Source organism: Cupriavidus sp. UBA2010 (genome assembly GCF_002335265.1).
Classification (GTDB): domain Bacteria; phylum Pseudomonadota; class Gammaproteobacteria; order Burkholderiales; family Burkholderiaceae; genus Cupriavidus; species Cupriavidus metallidurans.
In genome coordinates this window covers 223,785-241,391 of sequence record NZ_DDCI01000023.1, presented here as the reverse complement: position 1 = coordinate 241,391, position 17,607 = coordinate 223,785, and the positions used below count along the sequence as shown (strand labels likewise).

Here is a 17,607-nt window from a genome sequence, read left to right as displayed (position 1 = left end):
CTCACACAACACCACCACGGAGACAGCGCGATGCCCCCACGCTCCGCCCGCCCGGACCAGTACCGTCGGCCGTACTGGAACACCCAGCCCGAGTACCGTTTCGATCCGTATGCCTCGACGCAACTCCGCTCGCCGAGCCAGTCGCTGATCGCCTTGCCGCAATCGCTTTCCGAGGTCACCGGCCCGACCTTCGGCCCCGAGTTTGTCAGTGAGGGCGATAACGACCTGACCGTAGGCAACGGTGGCGAGCCGATCGGCGAACGTATCCTGGTGACAGGCCGCGTGCTCGATGAAAACGGCCGCCCGGTGCCGAATGCGCTGATCGAGGTCTGGCAAGCCAACGCCGCCGGCCGTTACGTGCACAAGCGCGACCAGCACGATGCGCCGCTCGACCCGCACTTCTCGGGCCAGGGTCGCACCATCACGGATGCCGACGGCCGCTACCAGTTCAAGACGATCAAGCCGGGCGCCTATCCATGGCGCAACCACCATAACGCCTGGCGGCCGCAGCACATCCATTTCTCGTTGTTCGGCAACGCGTATGCCACGCGGCTGGTCACGCAGATGTACTTCCCCGGCGATCCGCTGCTGCCGTTCGATCCGATCTTCAACTGCGTGCCGGACGAGAAGGCACGCAATCGGTTGATCTCGACCTTCGACTGGGAAAACACCGCCCCCGAGTACGCGCTCGGCTACCGTTTCGATATCGTGCTGCGCGGCCGCGATGCCACGCCGATGGAGTAAGGCCATGCTGTACGCCACCGCATCCCAGACCGTTGGACCCTACCTGCATATCGGCCTGACCGGCCTGAACTGCGCCGACCTGACCGCCGACGCGCCCGACCTGACCGCGCAGCGCATCGTGATCGAAGGCCGCGTTATCGATGGCAACGGCGAGCCCGTGCCCGATGGCATGGTCGAGATCTGGCAAGCCAATCCGGCTGGCCGCTATCGCCATCCGGAAGACAAGCGCGAGCTTGGGCTGGTCCCTGGCTTTACCGGTTTCGGGCGAGTGCCGACCGAGGGAGACGGGTCGTTCCGCTTCGTTACCGTCAAGCCCGGCGCCGTGCCCGACGTGGAAGGCCGTCCGCAGGCGCCGCACATCATGGTGTCGGTGTTCATGCGCGGGCTGGTCAAGCACGTCGCCTCGCGCATCTACTTCCCCGAGGAAACCGCGGCCAATGCCGCCGACAGCGTGCTGGCGCTGGTGCCGGCCGAGCGTCGCGCCACGCTGATCGCGCAGCCGAATGGCCAGAACAGCTACCGCTGGGACGTCGTGCTGCAAGGCGCGGGCGAGACCGTGTTCTTCGATATCTGATCTGATGCACTGCAAGCAGGGCGCGGGGGTTTCCCCCGTGCCCTGCTTTGCATGACAATCGGCGCATTACCACCGGTTTGCCCCCACCGACGATGCCCACGCTTTCTCGCCTGACCAACCCGATGTTCGGCAGTCCCGCCGTGCTCGAGGTCTTCTCTGATACTGGCACCGTACGCCGGATGCTCGATGCCGAGGCCGCGCTCGCGCGTGCCGAAGCGCAGTGCGGCGTGATTCCCGCCACTGCCGCCGCCGTCATTACTGAAGTCTGCGCCAGGGTCGATGTGATCGACCTCGAGGCGCTGGCGCAGGCGGCGGTATCCGCCGGCAATCTCGCCATCCCGTTCGTCAAGCAATTAACTGCAGCCGTCACCCAGCGCGACGCCGACGCTGGCCGCTACGTGCATTGGGGCGCAACCAGCCAGGACATCATCGATACCGCGCTCGTGCTGCAACTGCGCGATGCCCTGCGCGAGATCGTCGTCGATTTGCTGCGTGCGGGCGATGCCTGCGCGACGCTGGTCGCGACCCATCGCGCCACGCCAATGGTGGCACGCACATGGCTGCAACACGCGCTGCCCACCACGTTTGGCTGCAAGGCCGGCGGCTGGCTCGATGCCTTGCGCCGCGATCTGATGCGGCTAGACCACGTTCGGGCGCAGGCCCGCGTGATCCAGTTCGGTGGCGCCGCCGGCACCCTTGCCAGCCTGGGCGATGACGCGGCAGCCGTGGCGGCCCGCTTCGCCGCTGAACTCCAACTCGATGTGCCCGCGCTGCCGTGGCACGCGCATCGAGATCGCCTGGTCGAAGTGGCTACCGCGCTCGGCATGTTGACCGGCACGCTGGGCAAGATGGCGCGCGATATCTCGCTGATGATGCAGACCGAGGTTGGTGAGGTAGCCGAGCCATCCGGCCCGGGACGTGGTGGATCGAGCACGATGCCCCACAAGCGCAACCCGGTGGGATGCGCGGCGGTGCTGACCGCGGCTACGCGTGTGCCACCGCTGGTGGCGACGATGCTTGCGGGCATGACGCAGGAACATGAGCGTGCGCTTGGTGGCTGGCAGGCCGAATGGGACACGCTGCCGCAGATCGTCACGCTGGCGGCAGGCGCGCTGCGCCAGATGGCGGACGTCGTGTCCGGGTTGCAGGTCGATAAAGCCCGTATGCGCGCGAACCTCGATATCACGCATGGCCTGATCCTCGGTGAGGCAGCCATGCTCGAACTGGGGCGGCGCATCGGCCGGTTGCAGGCTCATCATCTCGTGGAGCAAGCTTCGCGCCGCGCGGTGGCGGAAGACACCACGCTGCGTATCGCGCTGGCCCGCACGCTGGCCGAAGATCCGAAGCACGCGGGGCTGCTCGACGACGCCGCGCTCGACCGCCTGAGCGATCCCGCGCAGTACGCTGGACAATCCGAACGTTTCGCCAATGCCGCCGTTGCCAACTGGCAGGCGCTGCGCGCGAACCAGGATATCCAAGAGAACCAAGACCAGGCCTGACAGGAGACTCCCTTGCCTTACCTCGATCAAGCCGGCGCCCGGCTGTTTTACACCGTCGACGGACCGGAAGACGCACCGGTCATTGTTTTCTCGAACTCGCTCGGCACCGATCACATGATGTGGCAGCCCCAGGCCGACGCGCTGGCCGGCCGTTTTCGCGTGGTGCGCTACGACGTGCGCGGCCACGGCCGATCCACTACCACCGAGACTTCGCTGACGGTGGAGACATTGGGCCGCGACGTGCTGGCCATCCTCGATGCGCTTCACATCGACAAGGCCGTGTTCTGCGGCCTTTCGATGGGTGGTCTGACTGGCATGTGGCTCGGCGCGTATGCGCCAGAACGCTTCTCGAAGATCGTGCTGGCCAATACCGCGCCGAAGATCGGCACGGCCGAGTCCTGGAACACGCGCATCGACGCGGTGATCCGCGATGGCCTGGGCGGCATGGTCGATGCATCGCTGGGCCGCTGGTTCACGCCGACGTTCGTCGCCACGTCCGGACGCGCGCTCGATGATCTGCGTGCCGTGCTGGCAGGGCTCGATCCGCGTGGGTATGCGGCGAGTTGCGCCGCCGTGCGCGATGCCGACCTGCGCGAGGCGGTCAAGACGATTCCGGTACCCGTGCTGGTGATCGCCGGGAGCGACGATCCGTCGACCACTGCGGAAGAGGGCAGGGCACTGGCCGCGGCCATTCCCGGGGCCATCTATATAGAGCTCCACGCCGCGCATCTCTCGAACCGAGAGCAGCCGGGGCGCTTTACCGCCGCGCTGCTTGACTTCATCAACGGCCGCCTGCCGGTGACTGACGATCATGCGCGCTACGATGCGGGCCTCGCCGTGCGTCGGGAAGTGCTTGGCAGTGCGCACGTCCACCGTTCGCTGCAACGGCTGACGCCGCTGAACGAGGAATTCCAGAACCTGATCACGCGCTATGCCTGGGGCGAGATCTGGACGCGCGAAGGGCTGCCACGTCATTCGCGCAGCTTGATCACGATCGCGATGATGGTGGCGCTGAACCGTTCCGAGGAACTGAAGCTGCACCTCCGCGCAGCCGCCAACAATGGCGTCACGCGCGACGAGATCAAGGAAGTGCTGTTGCAGACCGCGATCTATTGCGGCGTGCCGGCGGCCAACTCGGCCTTCCACATGGCCGAAGAAGTCTTTGCCGAAGTGGATCGCGCGCGCGGCTGATGCTCAGGCGTCCGCCACGCCTGCCGTATCCGTCGCGTTCATGGCGTCCTTGATCGCGAACGCTGGCAGGCGGGCACGGCCCGATTCGCGGAATGCGGTAGGCGTCTGCCCGGTCAGCCGCGCGAAGAAGCGTGAGAAGTAGCCCGCGTCCGAGAAGCCGAGTGTCATCGCGATCTGTTTGATATCGAGATCGCTGAAGAGCAGGTCGCGCTGCGCTTCGGCCAGCACGCGTGCGTGAATGAGCTGCAATGCGCTATGCCCGGCCAGTTGGCGGCAGATGCGGTTGAGCTGCGTCGGCGTGACGCCGATCGCCCCGGCGTAGTACGCGATGTCATTCTGTTCGCGATAGTCGGTCTCCAGCAGTTGCTGGAACTGCCGGAAGTGCCGGGCCGGCCGGCTGCCGGCCTGCGTCTTCGCCGGGGCCGACGCCTCGGCGATGCGCGCGATGCCCACCAGCATCAGCGTCAGCAACGCCGATAGCGATGCGCCGCGCCACGGCAATACCGATTCCATCTCCTCCCTGAACAGCGCCAGCGTGCCCGCCAGCGCGTGGCGTCGCGCCACGCGGTCATGCCGTGGGTGCTCGAACAGCGGCACCGTCCCAGGCAAGCCGGCCAGCAACGTGCGCAGGTAGGTGTCGGTCATCGTCACGATGATGCCGTCGACGTCGGGCGCGAACACGAAACCATGCACGTGGTGCGGTGGCACCGTGATCAGCGACCCGCTTGCGAGTCGTTCCTTGCGGCCCTCCAGCAGGGCTTCTCCGCTGCCGCGATGGATGTACAGAAATTGAAGGAAGCGTTCGTGCCGGTGTGGCTTGATCTCCCACGCGTAGAGCTGGCTGCGCGAGGCGATGGACTCGAAATGAAGCTGATCCAGCAGGGGCTCCGAAGAATTCACGCCATAGAGCGAGTAGGTCGGAACGGTTCTCATGGGGGCATATCGGGTGAACCCTGAATGTTCGGATTGTCACTTCGATGGTTCGATCTGTCCATTCCTGCATGGCGCGCGAGGCTCTATCGTTAGGCCCAACAAATACATACAAACCAGGAGACTCGCCATGGCCCCCAATGGCTCGTTCAATTCCCGTTCCACGCGTGTCGCCATCATTGGTGCAGGTCCTGCCGGGCTGCTGCTTGGGCAGTTGCTGACTGTCGCGGGCATCGACAACATCGTCATCGAGCAACGCAGCCCCGAGTATGTCCTCGGCCGCATTCGCGCGGGCATTCTCGAATGCGTGACGGTTGAGGCGCTGAAGCGTGCCGGTGTTGACGGCAGGCTGCGTGAGGAAGGATTGGTGCACCACGGCATCGAACTGTCGTTCGGCGGCGAGCGCCACCGCATCGACTTCCATGCGCTGATCGGCAGTGACGTCACCGTCTATGGGCAGACCGAGGTCACGCGCGACCTGATGGCCGCGCGTCAGGCGTCGGGCGTGCCGACGGTCTATGAAGCGGAAGATGTTTCGCTGCACGATTTCGACGGCAATCGCCCACGTGTGTGCTATCGCAAGGATGGTGTAGAGCATGAGGTGGTCTGCGACTACATCGCCGGTTGCGATGGGTTTCACGGCGTCAGCCGCGCCAGCGTGCCGGAACCGTCAAAGCGCATCTTCGAACGTGTCTATCCGTTCGGCTGGCTTGGCATTCTTTCCGAGACCCCTCCGGTGGCCGACGAACTGATCTACGCCAGCCATGAACGTGGATTTGCGCTGTGCAGCATGAGGTCGAAGACCCGCAGCCGCTACTACGTGCAGGTGCCGTCCACGGAGAAACCCGAGGACTGGTCCGATGCCCGCTTCTGGGACGAACTGCGTCATCGCCTGGACCCGGCCGCCGCAGAGGCGCTGGTCACGGGCCCGAGTATCGAAAAGAGCATTGCCCCGCTGCGCAGCTTCGTGTGCGAGCCAATGCGCTACGGCCGGCTGTTCCTGGCGGGCGATGCGGCGCACATCGTGCCGCCAACAGGCGCCAAGGGACTGAACCTGGCCGCCAGCGACGTGCTCTACCTGGCCGATGGCCTGATCGCGCACTACCAGCACGACGACTCGCACGAACTGGATATGTACTCGGAGAAGTGCCTGCGCCGCGTCTGGAAGGCGGAGCGTTTCTCGTGGTGGATGACGTCGTTGCTGCACCGCTTCCCGGACGCCGACGCGTTTGCGCACCGCATCCAGCAAGCCGAACTCGACTACCTGGTCGGCTCCGAAGCCGCATGCCGTTCGCTCGCGGAAAACTACGTAGGCCTGCCGCGCTGAGCGCGGCGAGGGTTTGCTCCGGCGGCCCATGCAAGGGTGGTCGAGAACCCATATCAAGGGCTGTTAGCATGGCGGACGCCGATAGTAAGGAGACACCATGCGTCCCGTACGTCTAACCGCCCTCGGACTGATACTGACTGCCGTGCTAGCCGCCGGCTGCGCGACCCAGTCCGACGCGCCTCAGGCCGCTGCCACCGGCAAGCCCCAATGGCAGCGGGTGCATCTGGGCCAGGGCTCGGGCTACGACTTCCCCGTGTACGCGAACCATCCGCTCGGCGGCGACATGCGGGGCATCAGGGAGGTCGTGTTTATCCAGCATGGCCTGCGCCGCAATGGTGACGGCTACTACGCGACTGGCGCGGAGTTGCTCAAGGCCAGTGGCCAGAATCCCGATGAAGTCCTGCTGATTGCTCCGAACTTCCCCGGCACGCCCGATGCCGCCAAGCATTTTGACAACATGCCCGTATGGACCGTGCAGGGCTGGATTTCCGGCGAGGATGCAGCATCGGGCGTCAAAGTCAGTTCGCTGCAGGTGCTGGACGACCTGGTGGCCTATGTCACCGACAAGTTGCGCTTCCCCGCAGTGACCAAGGTGACCGTGGCTGGCCATTCGGCCGGGGCACAGATCGTGCATCGCTACGCCGTGCTCAACAACGTCGACGAAGCGGTGCGCGCGCGCGGCATCGATCTGCGCTACGTGGTGGCCAACCCTTCCTCATACCTGTACTTCACGCCGGATCGGCCCGTGGCGCCGGACTACAAGCGCTTTGCGCCATACAGCACCGCAGTGTGTTCCGGCTACGACAAGTACCGCTATGGCATGCAGGACATGGTGGCTTATGCGAAGGGCGCCGATGGCAAGACGCTCTACAGGCGCTACATGCAGCGGCAGGTGACGTATCTGGTTGGCAGCAAGGACAACGATCCGAACCATCGGGTTCTCGACAAGTCGTGTGGCGCGGAAGCCGAAGGGCCGAGCCGCCTCCAGCGGGCGCGCGCGTACTGGCGCTATGACAGCTTCCTCGGTGCGCCGGACCAGACCAGCACCCATCGTTCGTTCGAAGTGGTCGGCGTGGGGCATGACCAGTCGCGCATGTTTGGCTCGCAGTGCGGGGCGCAGGCCGTGTTTGGCATGGCCCCGGCCGCGAATGCCGGCGGCGCGGCCTGCAGGGCGCCCCAGTTGTAAGCCAGCGGGGGCTGCCGGTCTCGTGGCGGACGAGGTCGGCGGGAACGGAGCGGGATCGGCTAAAGTAAAGGTCGCTTTCGCGCGGCGCTTCGGGGCTGCGCGGCGGGCCTTCTCCAACCACCTGAGCCTATTCCATGTCTGAACCTGTAGTCGAACGCGTGCTCCTGACCAATGACGATGGCATCGATGCGCCGGGCCTTGCCGTGCTGGCGGAGGTCGCCGCCACGATCGCGCGCGAAGTCTGGATCGTCGCGCCCGAGCACGATCAAAGCGGCACCTCGCACTCGATCAGCCTGCATGATCCGCTGCGTATCACCGAGCATGGCCCGCGCCGCTTCGGCATCAGCGGTACACCGGGAGATTGCGTCGTGATGGCAGTACGCCACGTGATGCGCGATACGCCCCCGGACCTGGTGCTGTCCGGCATCAATCGCGGCGGCAATCTCGGGCTCGAAACCGTGTTCTCCGGCACCGTCGGCGCAGCCATGACCGGCATGCTGTTGGGCATCCGCTCGATCGCGCTGAGCCAGGTTTTCAAGGATCGCAATGCGGTGAAGTGGGGGACGTCCCGGGCGCTGGCAGGCGATGTGATTCGCCGCCTGGTGATGGCGGGCTGGAGTGATGACGCGTGTCTGAACGTCAACTTCCCGGACGTTGAAGCCGATACGGCCGGTCCGCTGACGGTATCGCGGCAGGGCGTCGGGCTGATCAACGCAATCGACGTCCGCGCGCACGTGGACCCGCGCGGCTTCCCCTATCACTGGTTGCAGTTCTCGCGCGGCCCGAGGCCCGACGTGGACGATGCGGAGGCGATGGTGGTGGCGCGTGGCGCGGTGTCGGTGACGCCGCTGCGCTTCGAGCGCACCAGCGAGGAAGCCGCAGTGGCGCTGGCGGACAACCTGACGCGGGCCTGAGCGCGGCGCAAAGGGGGAGGGGCGAGTCCGAGGTAAACCTCGGGTAGCCCCTCTTGCCAGAATTTGTCAGTGACGATAGTCTTCGGTTTGCATACAAAAAATGAACGCAAAACGGAGACAAAGATGGAGCTTGCGGCCCAAATCCCCAACCTGCTCAACGGACTGGAATGGTCGGGCTGCGCCCTCGCGATGAGCGGCTCCTTCCTTGTCGCACTTCACAACCGCGCGTCGCGCTGGGGCTGGATTGCCTACATCTGCTCGAACCTGGTGTGGAGTGCCTTCGCGCTGGCTACCGGCACCTACGGCTTGTTCGTGCAGCAGCTCGGTTTCACGGCGACGAGCCTCTATGGGCTCTATCGCCACACGCGCTATTACCGCGAACTGGCTGCCCACACGCCCACGGCTGCTGCAGCGGCCTAGTTCTCCAGCGCCACGTGCGCCGCGAATCCGGTCTGTCCCGGCGAGATGTCCGACCGCAGGATCAGTGACGGAATCTCGTACTGGCCGCCGTTCTGTGGCCGGAAGGCGATGGGTTCCGTCGTGAACAGCGTGTCCAGCCGCTGGCCAAGCTTTTCGGTCACCGCGGCATAGCGATCGCCGTCGATCCGGCCCGACCGAAATACCAGGAAGGGCGGCAGCACGTCGAATCCCGGGTAGTACAGGATGCCGTGATGGATCGGGAACAGGATGTCCTCGATCGGTCCGTTGATCCCGCGCGCATCGTAGTGGGATTCCCACCCCCCAGTCGTCACCATCAGCATGGCGCGCTTGCCTGCAAGCGTGCCCTCGCCATATCGATTGCCCCAGCGCGAATCCGAATGCTCGCCCACACCGTAGGCGAAGCCAAAGGCATAGACGCGCTCGATCCAGCCCTTGAGGATGGCGGGCATTGAAAACCACCAGAGCGGGAACTGCAGGATCACCGCGTCGGCCCACTTCAGCTTTTCCTGCTCGCGTGCGATGTCGGGACTTTGCAGTCCGTTCTCGAATGCGTGCTTCGAGGCGAGCGACGGATGAAACGGCGTGCCATTCGCAGGTGCCAGCGAGTCGCCGGCATCGAGCGGCGCCTTCCATTGCATGGCATAGAGGTCCGAGACCCGCACCTGATGGCCTGCCGCTTCCAGCCGTTGCACGGCGAAGTCCTTGAGCGAGCCATTCAGCGATTTCGGTTCGGGGTGAGCATAGACAAGCAGTACGTTCATGTCGGTGTCCTGATGACTGAGGATGGGTCAGGACCAAGATTAGGTTCGCCTGAGCTATATTGGAAATGAATTCCTAATATTCCAGGTATTGCCATGATTAATTTGAGGCGCCTCGATCTGAATCTGCTCGTCACACTCGACACGCTGCTGGCCGAGCATAACGTCACGCGCGCGGCCGAGCGGCTGCACTACTCCCAGCCCTCGGTGAGTGTGCATCTGGCCAGGCTGCGAGAGATCTTTGACGATCCGCTTTTGCTGCCCGGGCCACGTGGCATGCGCCCCACCGCCCGCGCTGAATCCCTGCGCGAACCGCTGCGCGAGGCGCTGGCCGCGCTGGAGGCGGCCATCTCGCCGGAGCATCCGTTCGACCCCGCCGAGGCCACGCAGACATGGCGCATTGCCGCCACCGACTACAGCGAAACAACCGTGTTGCTGCCGGCGCTGGCCGGCTTGCGCGAGGCCGCGCCCGGCACCCGCATGGCGGTCGTTGAACTGGCGCCGCCACGGATTGCACGTCAGGCGGAGCAGGGTGACGTCGATCTGGTGTTCCATATCACCACCGATGCCCCGGAAAGCCTGCATCTCCGTCCGCTGTTCACCGAGCGCTTCGTGCTGGCCGGCCGTCGTGAGCACCCACGCCTGAAGCGCAAGCCGACCATCGCCCAGTTCTGCGCGCTGGAGCATGTGATCGTGTCGCCTGAGGGCGGGGGATTCGTCGGCGCCACCGATGAGGCGTTGGTCGAGGTGGGGCTGTCGCGACGGGTCGTGCTGTCCGTGCCGCACTTCCTCTACCTTGAATCGGTGCTGGCCAACACCGATCTGGTCGCGATGCTGCCGGCCCGGCTGGTGCGGGACAACGACCGGCTGCAGATCGTCGATGCGCCCGTGGAGGTGCCGGGATTCGAGATGTCAATGTTGTGGCACGAGCGGGTTCATCGCGACCCCGCGCATCAGTGGCTGCGGGAGTCGATCGCGGCGGCGGTGCGATAGGTGGGGCCCGGATGGCTCCGGGCCCGTGATGGCGGTGTGATGGCGGCCGCCGGATGACAGTCAGATGTCGTCGGGATGACGTTGAATTGTCGATGGGGATGTCTGCAGGCGTTAGTTGCAGGCCGTTCCGGGAACTGGCTTACCCGTGGCCGTCAGGCCCTGGCAGGCATCGCCGACCATCAGCGCGGCATCGCCCGATTGGGGTGTGGTCAACCGCAACTTGCCTGCCACGGTACAGCAGTTGCGCGGCGCGCTCGCGGTGGTGGACGCGGGAGTCAGCCTCATGGCCGACTGCGCGGGTGGTGCCGCCTGTGCCGGCTGCACAGGTTGTGCCTGTTGTACCGATGGTCCCTTGGCAGTCGCGGCGTCGGAGTCGTCGCTGTCGGGCGCCATGCACTGGCCCTGCTGACAGATTCGGTCGCCCTTGCACTGCATGTCGTATTGGCAGCCCGCCGCGGCTGCAGGCGAATTCCAGGTAATGGTCACGGCGGCGATGAACAGGATGCTACGCAGGGACATATCCCCTCCCACACACGAGTCGCGGCACCCGGGCCGTGGTTCACGGGTACGGGACGCGGGCGTCGCATAACTTCAGCATAGGGCGGCGCATCGTGCGCCGATAGCCCTGCGCGCAGTACGGATGCGATGGAATCGTGGGATCGACCACCATGGCGCGACCGTGCGCGGAATGTGCACCGATCATCGGGCGATGGGGGCGTCGATGGTGTGTCAATGATGTGTCGATTGTGCGCCGACCGGCCTTTTCATCCACACCGGGCCGTGCCCGGCAAGCAGCGCCGTTTTGCTTCACAATAGCGCCTTCGCGCCGCGCGGAGCACGCTGGAGCCCCCGAGACAGGACGCAAGATCCTGTCCGCCAGTGAGCGGCGACAAGCTATGACAAGTGCTTCGCAATCTCTCTGCTCATGACCGCCCCACACGGAAACTTCGACAACGTTCCCGATCTCACCCGTTCGTCCCCGAATTCATCTACCGAAGGCGATGCCGCCACGGCCCGTGATCGCGCGGCTGACCGCCGTGCCTTGCTGGCGCTTGGCGTTGGCAGCTTTGGCATTGGCACCGGCGAGTTCGTCATCATGGGCTTGCTGCCCGACGCCGCGCGCGATCTGGCAATCACGATTCCCGAGGCCGGCCACCTGATCAGCGCGTACGCGCTGGGCGTGGTCATCGGCGCGCCATTGCTGGCCGTGCTGGGCGCGCGCTGGCCACGCCGCAACCTGCTGATTGCGCTGATGAGCGCCTTCGCCCTGGGCAACTTCGCCAGCGCGCTGGCGCCGGGGTATCTGCCGATGCTCGTCGTGCGCCTGCTCACCGGATTTCCGCATGGCACCTACTTCGGTGTGGCCGCATTGGTGGCGGCAAGTCTGGTGGCGCGCGAGCGCCGCGCGCAGGCCGTCGGCCTGGTCATGCTCGGGCTGACCGTGGCGACCCTTGTGGGAGTGCCAATCGCTGCCGGCATTGGCACGTGGCTGGGTTGGCGCGCCGCGTTCGTGATCGTCGGCGCCATCGGCGCGCTCACGGCTTTGCTGGTGTGGCGCTGGGTGCCGTTCGTGCCCGCCGATCGCCATGCAAGCCCATTGCGCGAACTGTCCGCGCTGGCGCGCAAGCAGGTCTGGTTCACGCTCGGCATTGGCGCCATCGGCTTTGGTGGCATGTTCGCGGTGTTCAGCTATGTCAAGCCGACGATGCTCGAGGTGGCGCATATGCCCGCCAGCGGTATTCCTATCGTGCTGGCCTTGTTCGGCGTCGGCATGGTGGCCGGCAATCTGGCCGGCGCGAAGCTGGCGGACAAGGCATTGATGCCGACCGTCGGTGGTGTGCTGCTCTGGTCCGCGCTGGTGCTGGGCGCCTTCGTGTACACCGCGCCATACCCGTGGCTCGCTTCGCTCAATGTGATGTTGGTAGGCACCGCCGTGGCGCTGGGCCCGCCGTTGCAGATCCGCCTGATGGACGTGGCTGGAGACGCTCAGACGCTGGCCGCCGCGCTCAATCACTCGGCGTTCAATATGGCGAACGCGCTCGGCGCATGGCTGGGTGGCGTGACGATCGCCGCCGGTCTCGGCTGGACCTCAACTGGCTGGGTCGGGATGCTGCTGGCGCTGGCCGGTATGGTCGTGTTCGGCTGGTCACTGATGAGTGCCTCTCGCCGTGACATCACCGTGACAGCCTGAGCAAGCCTCCTGGGCGCGGGACCGGAGGCAGGATCCCGCGCCGTGCTCAGGACGGCCAGAAGAATCAGAAGATCGAGTCGTCGTTCCGGTAGTCGTCGTCGACGAAGTCGTCCAGACCATTGTCGAGGTTGCCACTGTCGAGGTTGCCGTTGTCGGCCAGCAGCGCATTGCCGCTGCCACCGTTGCTGCCGTTGTTACCGTTGCCGTCCTCGTAGTAGTTGTTGATCACGGTCTCGGTGGGCGCCGAACCCATTGCCGGTTGCCCGAAGAAGCCGCCACCGCTGTTGCGGTGGAACAGATTTTCGATGCCCTGGAATAGCATCGCGCCGCCCGCGACACCCGCCGCCGTGGTGGCGATGCTGCCAAGCGTGCCGCCCAGGCCTCCGCTCAGAAACCCGGGCCGGGCCGCTTGCGGCGGCTGCGGGGCGGGTTGCGGCGCGGATGGATACTGCGGGGCGGCCTGATATGGCGGCGGCGCGGACGGAGCGGCGCCGGGCATCGGGCGGTTGGGGTGGTTGCCCCAGGCGTTGGCGTCATCGATAAAGCTGCGCGAGCCCTGGCCCTGCTGCATTTGCTGAACCTGCTGCTGGAGCGATGCAATCTGGGCCTGGGCATTCACCAGTGCGCGATCAAGCAGCATGGCGCGCTGTACGAGCAGATAGGCGGCGTCGGGCTGCCGGGCGGCCGCATCGGCGATCATCGCCGCGGCCTGCGGGTCCTTGCCATCGGCGCGAGCCTGCACGAGTTGGCTCAGGAAGGTTTCCAGTGCTTGCATGTCTTGAGGGGTCATACGTCACCTTTCCAGGAGGCGGTTGCGGTACGGCTCCACTGTAGGGACCAAGACTTAAACGAAACTTAAAGGCGCGTTGCGCTGCACGATGGCGCTACACTTGGCTTCCCTCAAGGTTTTCCGGGAGGCGACATGCCTGAACCGCGCACCCTCTATCCCGCTACCGAACCCTACGAGACCGGCACGCTCGACGTCGGCGATGGCCACGTGCTGTATTACGAGCGCGTCGGCACGCGCGGCGCCAAACCGGCGGTGTTCCTGCACGGCGGGCCCGGTGGCGGCATCTCGCCCGATCATCGACGCCTGTTCGACCCCGCCCGCTACGATGTGCTGCTGTTCGACCAGCGCGGCTGCGGCCAGTCGACGCCTCATGCCGAGCTGGAGGCCAATACCACCTGGCATCTGGTCGACGACATCGAAAAACTGCGCGAGCGGATCGGCGTCGAGCGCTGGCTTGTGTTCGGGGGATCATGGGGATCGACGCTGGCGCTTGCCTACGCGCAGACACATCCTCAGCGTGTGAGCGAACTGGTGCTGCGTGGCGTCTATACGGTGTCGCGGGCCGAACTCGACTGGTATTACCAGTTCGGCGTATCGGAGATGTTCCCCGACAAATGGGCGCGTTTTCAGGCCCCGGTGCCGGAGGCGGAGCGCGGCAACATGATGGCCGCCTATCGGAAGCTCCTGACCGGCGGGGACAAGGCAAAGCAGGTCGAGGCCGCGCAGGCCTGGAGTGTCTGGGAAGGTGAGACGATCACGCTGCTACCGGACGCCGATATCAGCACCAAACATGCCGACGGACATTTCGCGCTGGCATTCGCGCGCATCGAAAACCACTACTTCACACACGGTGCCTGGCTTGACGACGGGCAACTGTTGCGCGACGCGCATCGTCTGGCCGGCATCCCTGGCGTGATCGTGCATGGTCGCTACGACATGCCTTGTCCGGTGCGTTACGCCTATGCCCTGCATCAGGCCTGGCCGGACGCGGATTTTCATCTGATCGAAGGCGCGGGCCATGCTTGGAGCGAACCCGGCATTCTCGACCAATTGATTGCCGCAACGGACCGCTTCGCCGGTAAGGAATAAGTCACATCGCCCGGGCGTGGCGATCGAACGATCGTGCGCCTATACTGGATTCTGCTGCGTTGCACAAAAATCACCTGTCGCGGGTGTCATTGCCGCGAATCGCACCAGAATCTGGAGAGCGCCATGGTTCCTTGCGAACTCTGCAAGAGCCTGCTGGGTCGTCCCGGTTATGTTCCGCCACACCCCCGCCTGATCCGCACCGGCGATGCCATATCCGGCACCGGTGCGCAGGCCTTCCTCTACACATGCCAACGGTGCACCCAGGTGATCGCGCTCGCCACCCATGACGATGGCGCCGATTATTGGACTGGGCACGAAGGAGCAATGGGCTGACGGGGTGATGGGGTGACGGGGAGTCGACTCGTCCCAATCTGCGCCCCTGATCTACCACCCCCATTTACGTCCCCAATGCCTCCATATTTTCCAGCCGCAGCGTTTGTGGCGCCGACAGCGGAATCTCCTCGGCGCGAAGCCGCTTGAGGATCTCGAACAGCAGGTCGCTCTTGGTGCCACCAGCGATGCGGGGGCTGTTCACATAGCCGGTGACGCTCAGCGTGATGCCGTTTGGCGCCAACTGGCTAAACGTCACCGATGGCGCGGGGATGTCGAGAATCGCGTCGTTCTGGCGGTAGACGTCGAGCAGCAGGTCGCGCACGGCTTCGGGGTCGGTGTTCAGTGGGAACGTCAACTGCAGCGTGGCCACGCCTTGCGTGTTGTTGTGCATCGTGACGTTGCGCAGGTTCTGCGAGATCAACTGCGAGTTCGGCACGATCACGGTCGAGCGGTCGGCCAGCTGGATTTCCGTCGCGCGCACGTTGATGCGACGGATATCGCCTTCGACGCCAGCCAGACTGACCATGTCGCCTACCTTGACCGGGCGCTCGGTCAGCAGGATCAGTCCGGAGACGAAGTTCTTGACGATCTCCTGCAAGCCGAAGCCGATACCGACCGATAGCGCGCTGACGATCCACGCCAGGTTTTCCCATTTGACGCCCAGCAGCGAGAGCGTCAGCAGTACCAGCAGCACGTAGCCGATATTGCTGAACAGCGTGATCAGCGATGCACGCAATCCGGACTCCGAGCAAAGCTTCGGCAGCAGTTCCGCATCGAGCCATCGTCGTACCGAGCGTAGCAGCCAGATGCCGACCACCAGCGCGATCACCGCGTTCATGATGCGGTCCGGCATGATGTTCAGCGCGCGTAGCTTCTCGCCGCCGAGCATGGCCAACAGGCTGTTGAAGAGATCGGCGGGAGTCGTGCCGAAGCCGCCGGTAAGGAGCGCCAGCACGGCCAGCAGAAGCAGCACGCTGGAGCCAAGACCGGAAAAGACCGTGGAGGCCTGTTCGAGCTGGGTATCGCCGGCGCCGAACAGTTGCTTGATGACGCGTCCGCCGCCGTACTGGGTGGAGAACGTCGCCTCACAGATGTCGCGCGTCAGTTGCGTGAGCAGGTAGAGGCTGCACAGCACGATATCGAACCAGACCAGTTCGTAGGTCAGGAAGCGCGCGATGCTGATGTAGCCGATCAGCAGCGCGCTGAACGAGATCGCCACGGTCAGCGTGACGCCGAGGTGGATCAATCCGACGAGCGTGGCGCGGGCTTCGGGCTGTTCTCCGGCGGCGAGCAGTTCGGCGCGCACGCGACTGGCTCGCAGCAGTGCGGCGCCAATCGTCAGCACCACCACCAAGGACACAACGCCTCTGCCGAGCAGCGTGACCGGCAGGCTCGTATCGGCCATGCGGCTGAACTGCTCGAGCGTACCGGCCAGCAGGAGCAAGCCGGCCAGCACCGTCGGGAACGGTTTCATGGCGAGCGCCAACCGATCGGCAAGCGCAGGCAGCCGCCATGAAGCATGCCGCGTGCAGAGCAGGGCGCGGCCCAGGCCCGCGATCAGCGCGCTGGTCATCGCCAGCTTGGCGATCTCGTTCAGCAGGTCCTGAAGCTCGGGCGGGACGTCTTCGCCGCCGGTGAATGCCGCGAATGCAATGCGCACGCCGATGGCTGTGGCGATCACCGTGGCCAGTGTCGTGGCGAACGCCAACGCGCTACGTCGGATGCGGGCCTCGGGCAACTGCGTCAGGCAGAGCCACGCCGCGCCGCGTTCGAGCAGACGACGCCCAAGTGTCCACGCGGCCAGCGCGATTACGAGCAGGATGACCGTGGTCGCCCGTTGCCCAGGCGCCCAGGCGTGCTCGAACATCGGGACGATCTCGTCGGTGAAGGCGCCGGGCCGCTCCGGGTCCTCCGGCGCGCGGCCAAAGAGTGGCTTCCAGAACTGGGGATTCAGGATGCTCTCCGAACGCAAGGCAAGCTGATCCTTCATCTGCGTGCGTTGCAATTTGGCCAGTTGTTCCTGCAGGTGCGCGATGTTGTCCTTGCTGTTGGCCGCCTGCTTCAGTTCGTCGTCGAGCTGCGTCTTGCGCGCGGTGAGTTCGGCGCGCTGCGCGACCACGGCGGGGGCTTCCTTTGCCTTGCCGGTTTCGGGCGGCGGGCCTAGCACATCAAGCTGGGATTGCAGCTGCGCGCGTTGCGGCGTCAGTGATGCAGCGAGCTTGTCGACATCGGTGGCCAGTTGCTTGAGGTCGTCGTCGAGTCCATTGATTTTGGTGCGCCCCAAGGCGCTGGAGGCCTGCTGCTTGATCTGGTCCTGCGCGGTCTGCAGGCGCTTGAGTTCGGCAACGGCCTCCGCGTGCGTCAGCACGGGAATCTGCTGGGCCTCGGCGTCCGAGGCGCTTTCCGCGGCAAGCGCGGGGGCGGCGACATGAAACAGTGCGGCCAATACAAGGCTCAAGGCGAGCCTGGAAATCTTGCTCATGGCGAATTGCACTTCGTGGAAATTTTCCGGGTCCGTCAGTCCCGGCAGGCAGTGCCGGGCGCGACGCGCCAGGATGGACAACGAAAGCGCAGCCGCGCATGGTGGCCGGCCTGCCGCTTTCAACGAGTGCGGGCTGACATGCGGATGGGATGCCGCCCGGCGGAG

17 protein-coding genes are annotated in these 17,607 nt (G+C 65.2%); 12 read left to right on the top strand and 5 right to left on the bottom strand.

What is annotated here, in order from left to right; translation table 11 throughout:
* Window positions 1–30: 30 nt before the first annotated feature.
* The 4 genes from pcaH (at window position 31) to pcaD (ending at window position 4,008) form a co-directional block, all read left to right on the top strand.
* A complete protein-coding gene (gene pcaH / locus B2246_RS18780; protein ID WP_008648003.1) occupies window positions 31–744 on the top strand; it encodes a protocatechuate 3,4-dioxygenase subunit beta in 714 nt (237 codons plus the stop codon).
* Window positions 745–748: 4 nt separating this feature from the next.
* Window positions 749–1,318: a protocatechuate 3,4-dioxygenase subunit alpha gene (pcaG, locus tag B2246_RS18775; protein ID WP_035883169.1), complete on the top strand. Its 570-nt coding sequence runs from the start codon at window positions 749–751 to the stop codon at window positions 1,316–1,318.
* Between the two features lie 122 nt (window positions 1,319–1,440).
* Window positions 1,441–2,817, top strand: coding sequence for a 3-carboxy-cis,cis-muconate cycloisomerase (locus tag B2246_RS18770; RefSeq protein ID WP_411860108.1), 1,377 nt, complete (start codon window positions 1,441–1,443; stop codon window positions 2,815–2,817).
* Between the two features lie 12 nt (window positions 2,818–2,829).
* Entirely contained in the window at window positions 2,830–4,008 is a 1,179-nt protein-coding gene (gene pcaD, locus B2246_RS18765) for a 3-oxoadipate enol-lactonase (protein ID WP_008648020.1), read from the top strand.
* Window positions 4,009–4,011: 3 nt separating this feature from the next.
* On the opposite strand, the gene B2246_RS18760 is transcribed toward pcaD, so the two are convergent.
* Window positions 4,012–4,941 (bottom strand): helix-turn-helix domain-containing protein, encoded by a 930-nt coding sequence (locus B2246_RS18760; RefSeq protein WP_286882585.1) that lies wholly within the window; start codon window positions 4,939–4,941, stop codon window positions 4,012–4,014.
* A gap of 127 nt (window positions 4,942–5,068) precedes the next feature.
* Between B2246_RS18760 and pobA the strand changes: the two genes are divergently transcribed.
* The 4 genes from pobA to B2246_RS18740 all read left to right on the top strand — a co-directional run bounded on the left by pobA (window position 5,069) and on the right by B2246_RS18740 (window position 8,785).
* Complete coding sequence (gene pobA / locus B2246_RS18755) at window positions 5,069–6,265, top strand: 4-hydroxybenzoate 3-monooxygenase (RefSeq protein WP_008648022.1); 1,197 nt, start codon at window positions 5,069–5,071, stop codon at window positions 6,263–6,265.
* Between the two features lie 97 nt (window positions 6,266–6,362).
* Window positions 6,363–7,451 carry an alpha/beta fold hydrolase gene (locus B2246_RS18750; RefSeq protein ID WP_286882584.1) on the top strand — a complete coding sequence of 363 codons (1,089 nt, stop codon included), beginning with the start codon at window positions 6,363–6,365 and terminating at the stop codon, window positions 7,449–7,451.
* Between the two features lie 134 nt (window positions 7,452–7,585).
* Window positions 7,586–8,365 carry a 5'/3'-nucleotidase SurE gene (gene surE / locus B2246_RS18745; RefSeq protein WP_008648025.1) on the top strand — a complete coding sequence of 260 codons (780 nt, stop codon included), beginning with the start codon at window positions 7,586–7,588 and terminating at the stop codon, window positions 8,363–8,365.
* A gap of 123 nt (window positions 8,366–8,488) precedes the next feature.
* Window positions 8,489–8,785: a nicotinamide mononucleotide transporter gene (locus B2246_RS18740; protein ID WP_008648027.1), complete on the top strand. Its 297-nt coding sequence runs from the start codon at window positions 8,489–8,491 to the stop codon at window positions 8,783–8,785.
* Here B2246_RS18740 and B2246_RS18735 read toward each other — a convergent pair.
* Window positions 8,782–9,567: an NAD(P)H-dependent oxidoreductase gene (locus tag B2246_RS18735; protein WP_008648028.1), complete on the bottom strand. Its 786-nt coding sequence runs from the start codon at window positions 9,565–9,567 to the stop codon at window positions 8,782–8,784. The genes B2246_RS18740 and B2246_RS18735 overlap by 4 nt on opposite strands.
* A gap of 93 nt (window positions 9,568–9,660) precedes the next feature.
* Between B2246_RS18735 and B2246_RS18730 the strand changes: the two genes are divergently transcribed.
* Window positions 9,661–10,557, top strand: a complete 897-nt coding sequence (locus tag B2246_RS18730; protein WP_008648029.1) for a LysR family transcriptional regulator — start codon at window positions 9,661–9,663, stop codon at window positions 10,555–10,557.
* Window positions 10,558–10,668: 111 nt separating this feature from the next.
* On the opposite strand, the gene B2246_RS18725 is transcribed toward B2246_RS18730, so the two are convergent.
* On the bottom strand, window positions 10,669–11,076 hold the full coding sequence (locus B2246_RS18725; RefSeq protein WP_008648030.1) for a hypothetical protein: 408 nt from the start codon (window positions 11,074–11,076) through the stop codon (window positions 10,669–10,671).
* 406 nt (window positions 11,077–11,482) lie between these two features.
* Between B2246_RS18725 and B2246_RS18720 the strand changes: the two genes are divergently transcribed.
* Window positions 11,483–12,748: an MFS transporter gene (locus B2246_RS18720; protein ID WP_008648031.1), complete on the top strand. Its 1,266-nt coding sequence runs from the start codon at window positions 11,483–11,485 to the stop codon at window positions 12,746–12,748.
* A gap of 64 nt (window positions 12,749–12,812) precedes the next feature.
* On the opposite strand, the gene B2246_RS18715 is transcribed toward B2246_RS18720, so the two are convergent.
* The gene (locus B2246_RS18715) at window positions 12,813–13,538 is read right to left on the bottom strand and encodes a DUF2076 domain-containing protein (RefSeq protein WP_035883176.1); all 726 of its coding nucleotides are present in this window, start codon (window positions 13,536–13,538) and stop codon (window positions 12,813–12,815) included.
* Between the two features lie 132 nt (window positions 13,539–13,670).
* On the opposite strand from B2246_RS18715, the gene pip reads away from it, so the two are divergent.
* Window positions 13,671–14,627, top strand: coding sequence for a prolyl aminopeptidase (gene pip / locus B2246_RS18710; protein ID WP_008649024.1), 957 nt, complete (start codon window positions 13,671–13,673; stop codon window positions 14,625–14,627).
* Window positions 14,628–14,750: 123 nt separating this feature from the next.
* Complete coding sequence (locus B2246_RS18705) at window positions 14,751–14,960, top strand: hypothetical protein (protein ID WP_008649025.1); 210 nt, start codon at window positions 14,751–14,753, stop codon at window positions 14,958–14,960.
* Between the two features lie 64 nt (window positions 14,961–15,024).
* Here B2246_RS18705 and B2246_RS18700 read toward each other — a convergent pair whose 3' ends face one another.
* On the bottom strand, window positions 15,025–17,442 hold the full coding sequence (locus B2246_RS18700; protein ID WP_286882582.1) for a DUF3772 domain-containing protein: 2,418 nt from the start codon (window positions 17,440–17,442) through the stop codon (window positions 15,025–15,027).
* Window positions 17,443–17,607: the final 165 nt, after the last annotated feature.

Coding starts and splice junctions, on each gene's coding strand:
- pcaH (WP_008648003.1), top strand. CDS start 31: ATGCCCCCACGCTCCGCCCGCCCGGACCAGTACCGTCGGCCGTACTGG.
- pcaG (WP_035883169.1), top strand. CDS start 749: ATGCTGTACGCCACCGCATCCCAGACCGTTGGACCCTACCTGCATATC.
- B2246_RS18770 (WP_411860108.1), top strand. CDS start 1,441: ATGTTCGGCAGTCCCGCCGTGCTCGAGGTCTTCTCTGATACTGGCACC.
- B2246_RS18760 (WP_286882585.1), bottom strand. CDS start 4,941: ATGAGAACCGTTCCGACCTACTCGCTCTATGGCGTGAATTCTTCGGAG.
- pobA (WP_008648022.1), top strand. CDS start 5,069: ATGGCCCCCAATGGCTCGTTCAATTCCCGTTCCACGCGTGTCGCCATC.
- B2246_RS18750 (WP_286882584.1), top strand. CDS start 6,363: ATGCGTCCCGTACGTCTAACCGCCCTCGGACTGATACTGACTGCCGTG.
- surE (WP_008648025.1), top strand. CDS start 7,586: ATGTCTGAACCTGTAGTCGAACGCGTGCTCCTGACCAATGACGATGGC.
- B2246_RS18740 (WP_008648027.1), top strand. CDS start 8,489: ATGGAGCTTGCGGCCCAAATCCCCAACCTGCTCAACGGACTGGAATGG.
- B2246_RS18735 (WP_008648028.1), bottom strand. CDS start 9,567: ATGAACGTACTGCTTGTCTATGCTCACCCCGAACCGAAATCGCTGAAT.
- B2246_RS18730 (WP_008648029.1), top strand. CDS start 9,661: ATGATTAATTTGAGGCGCCTCGATCTGAATCTGCTCGTCACACTCGAC.
- B2246_RS18725 (WP_008648030.1), bottom strand. CDS start 11,076: ATGTCCCTGCGTAGCATCCTGTTCATCGCCGCCGTGACCATTACCTGG.
- B2246_RS18720 (WP_008648031.1), top strand. CDS start 11,483: ATGACCGCCCCACACGGAAACTTCGACAACGTTCCCGATCTCACCCGT.
- B2246_RS18715 (WP_035883176.1), bottom strand. CDS start 13,538: ATGACCCCTCAAGACATGCAAGCACTGGAAACCTTCCTGAGCCAACTC.
- pip (WP_008649024.1), top strand. CDS start 13,671: ATGCCTGAACCGCGCACCCTCTATCCCGCTACCGAACCCTACGAGACC.
- B2246_RS18705 (WP_008649025.1), top strand. CDS start 14,751: ATGGTTCCTTGCGAACTCTGCAAGAGCCTGCTGGGTCGTCCCGGTTAT.
- B2246_RS18700 (WP_286882582.1), bottom strand. CDS start 17,442: ATGAGCAAGATTTCCAGGCTCGCCTTGAGCCTTGTATTGGCCGCACTG.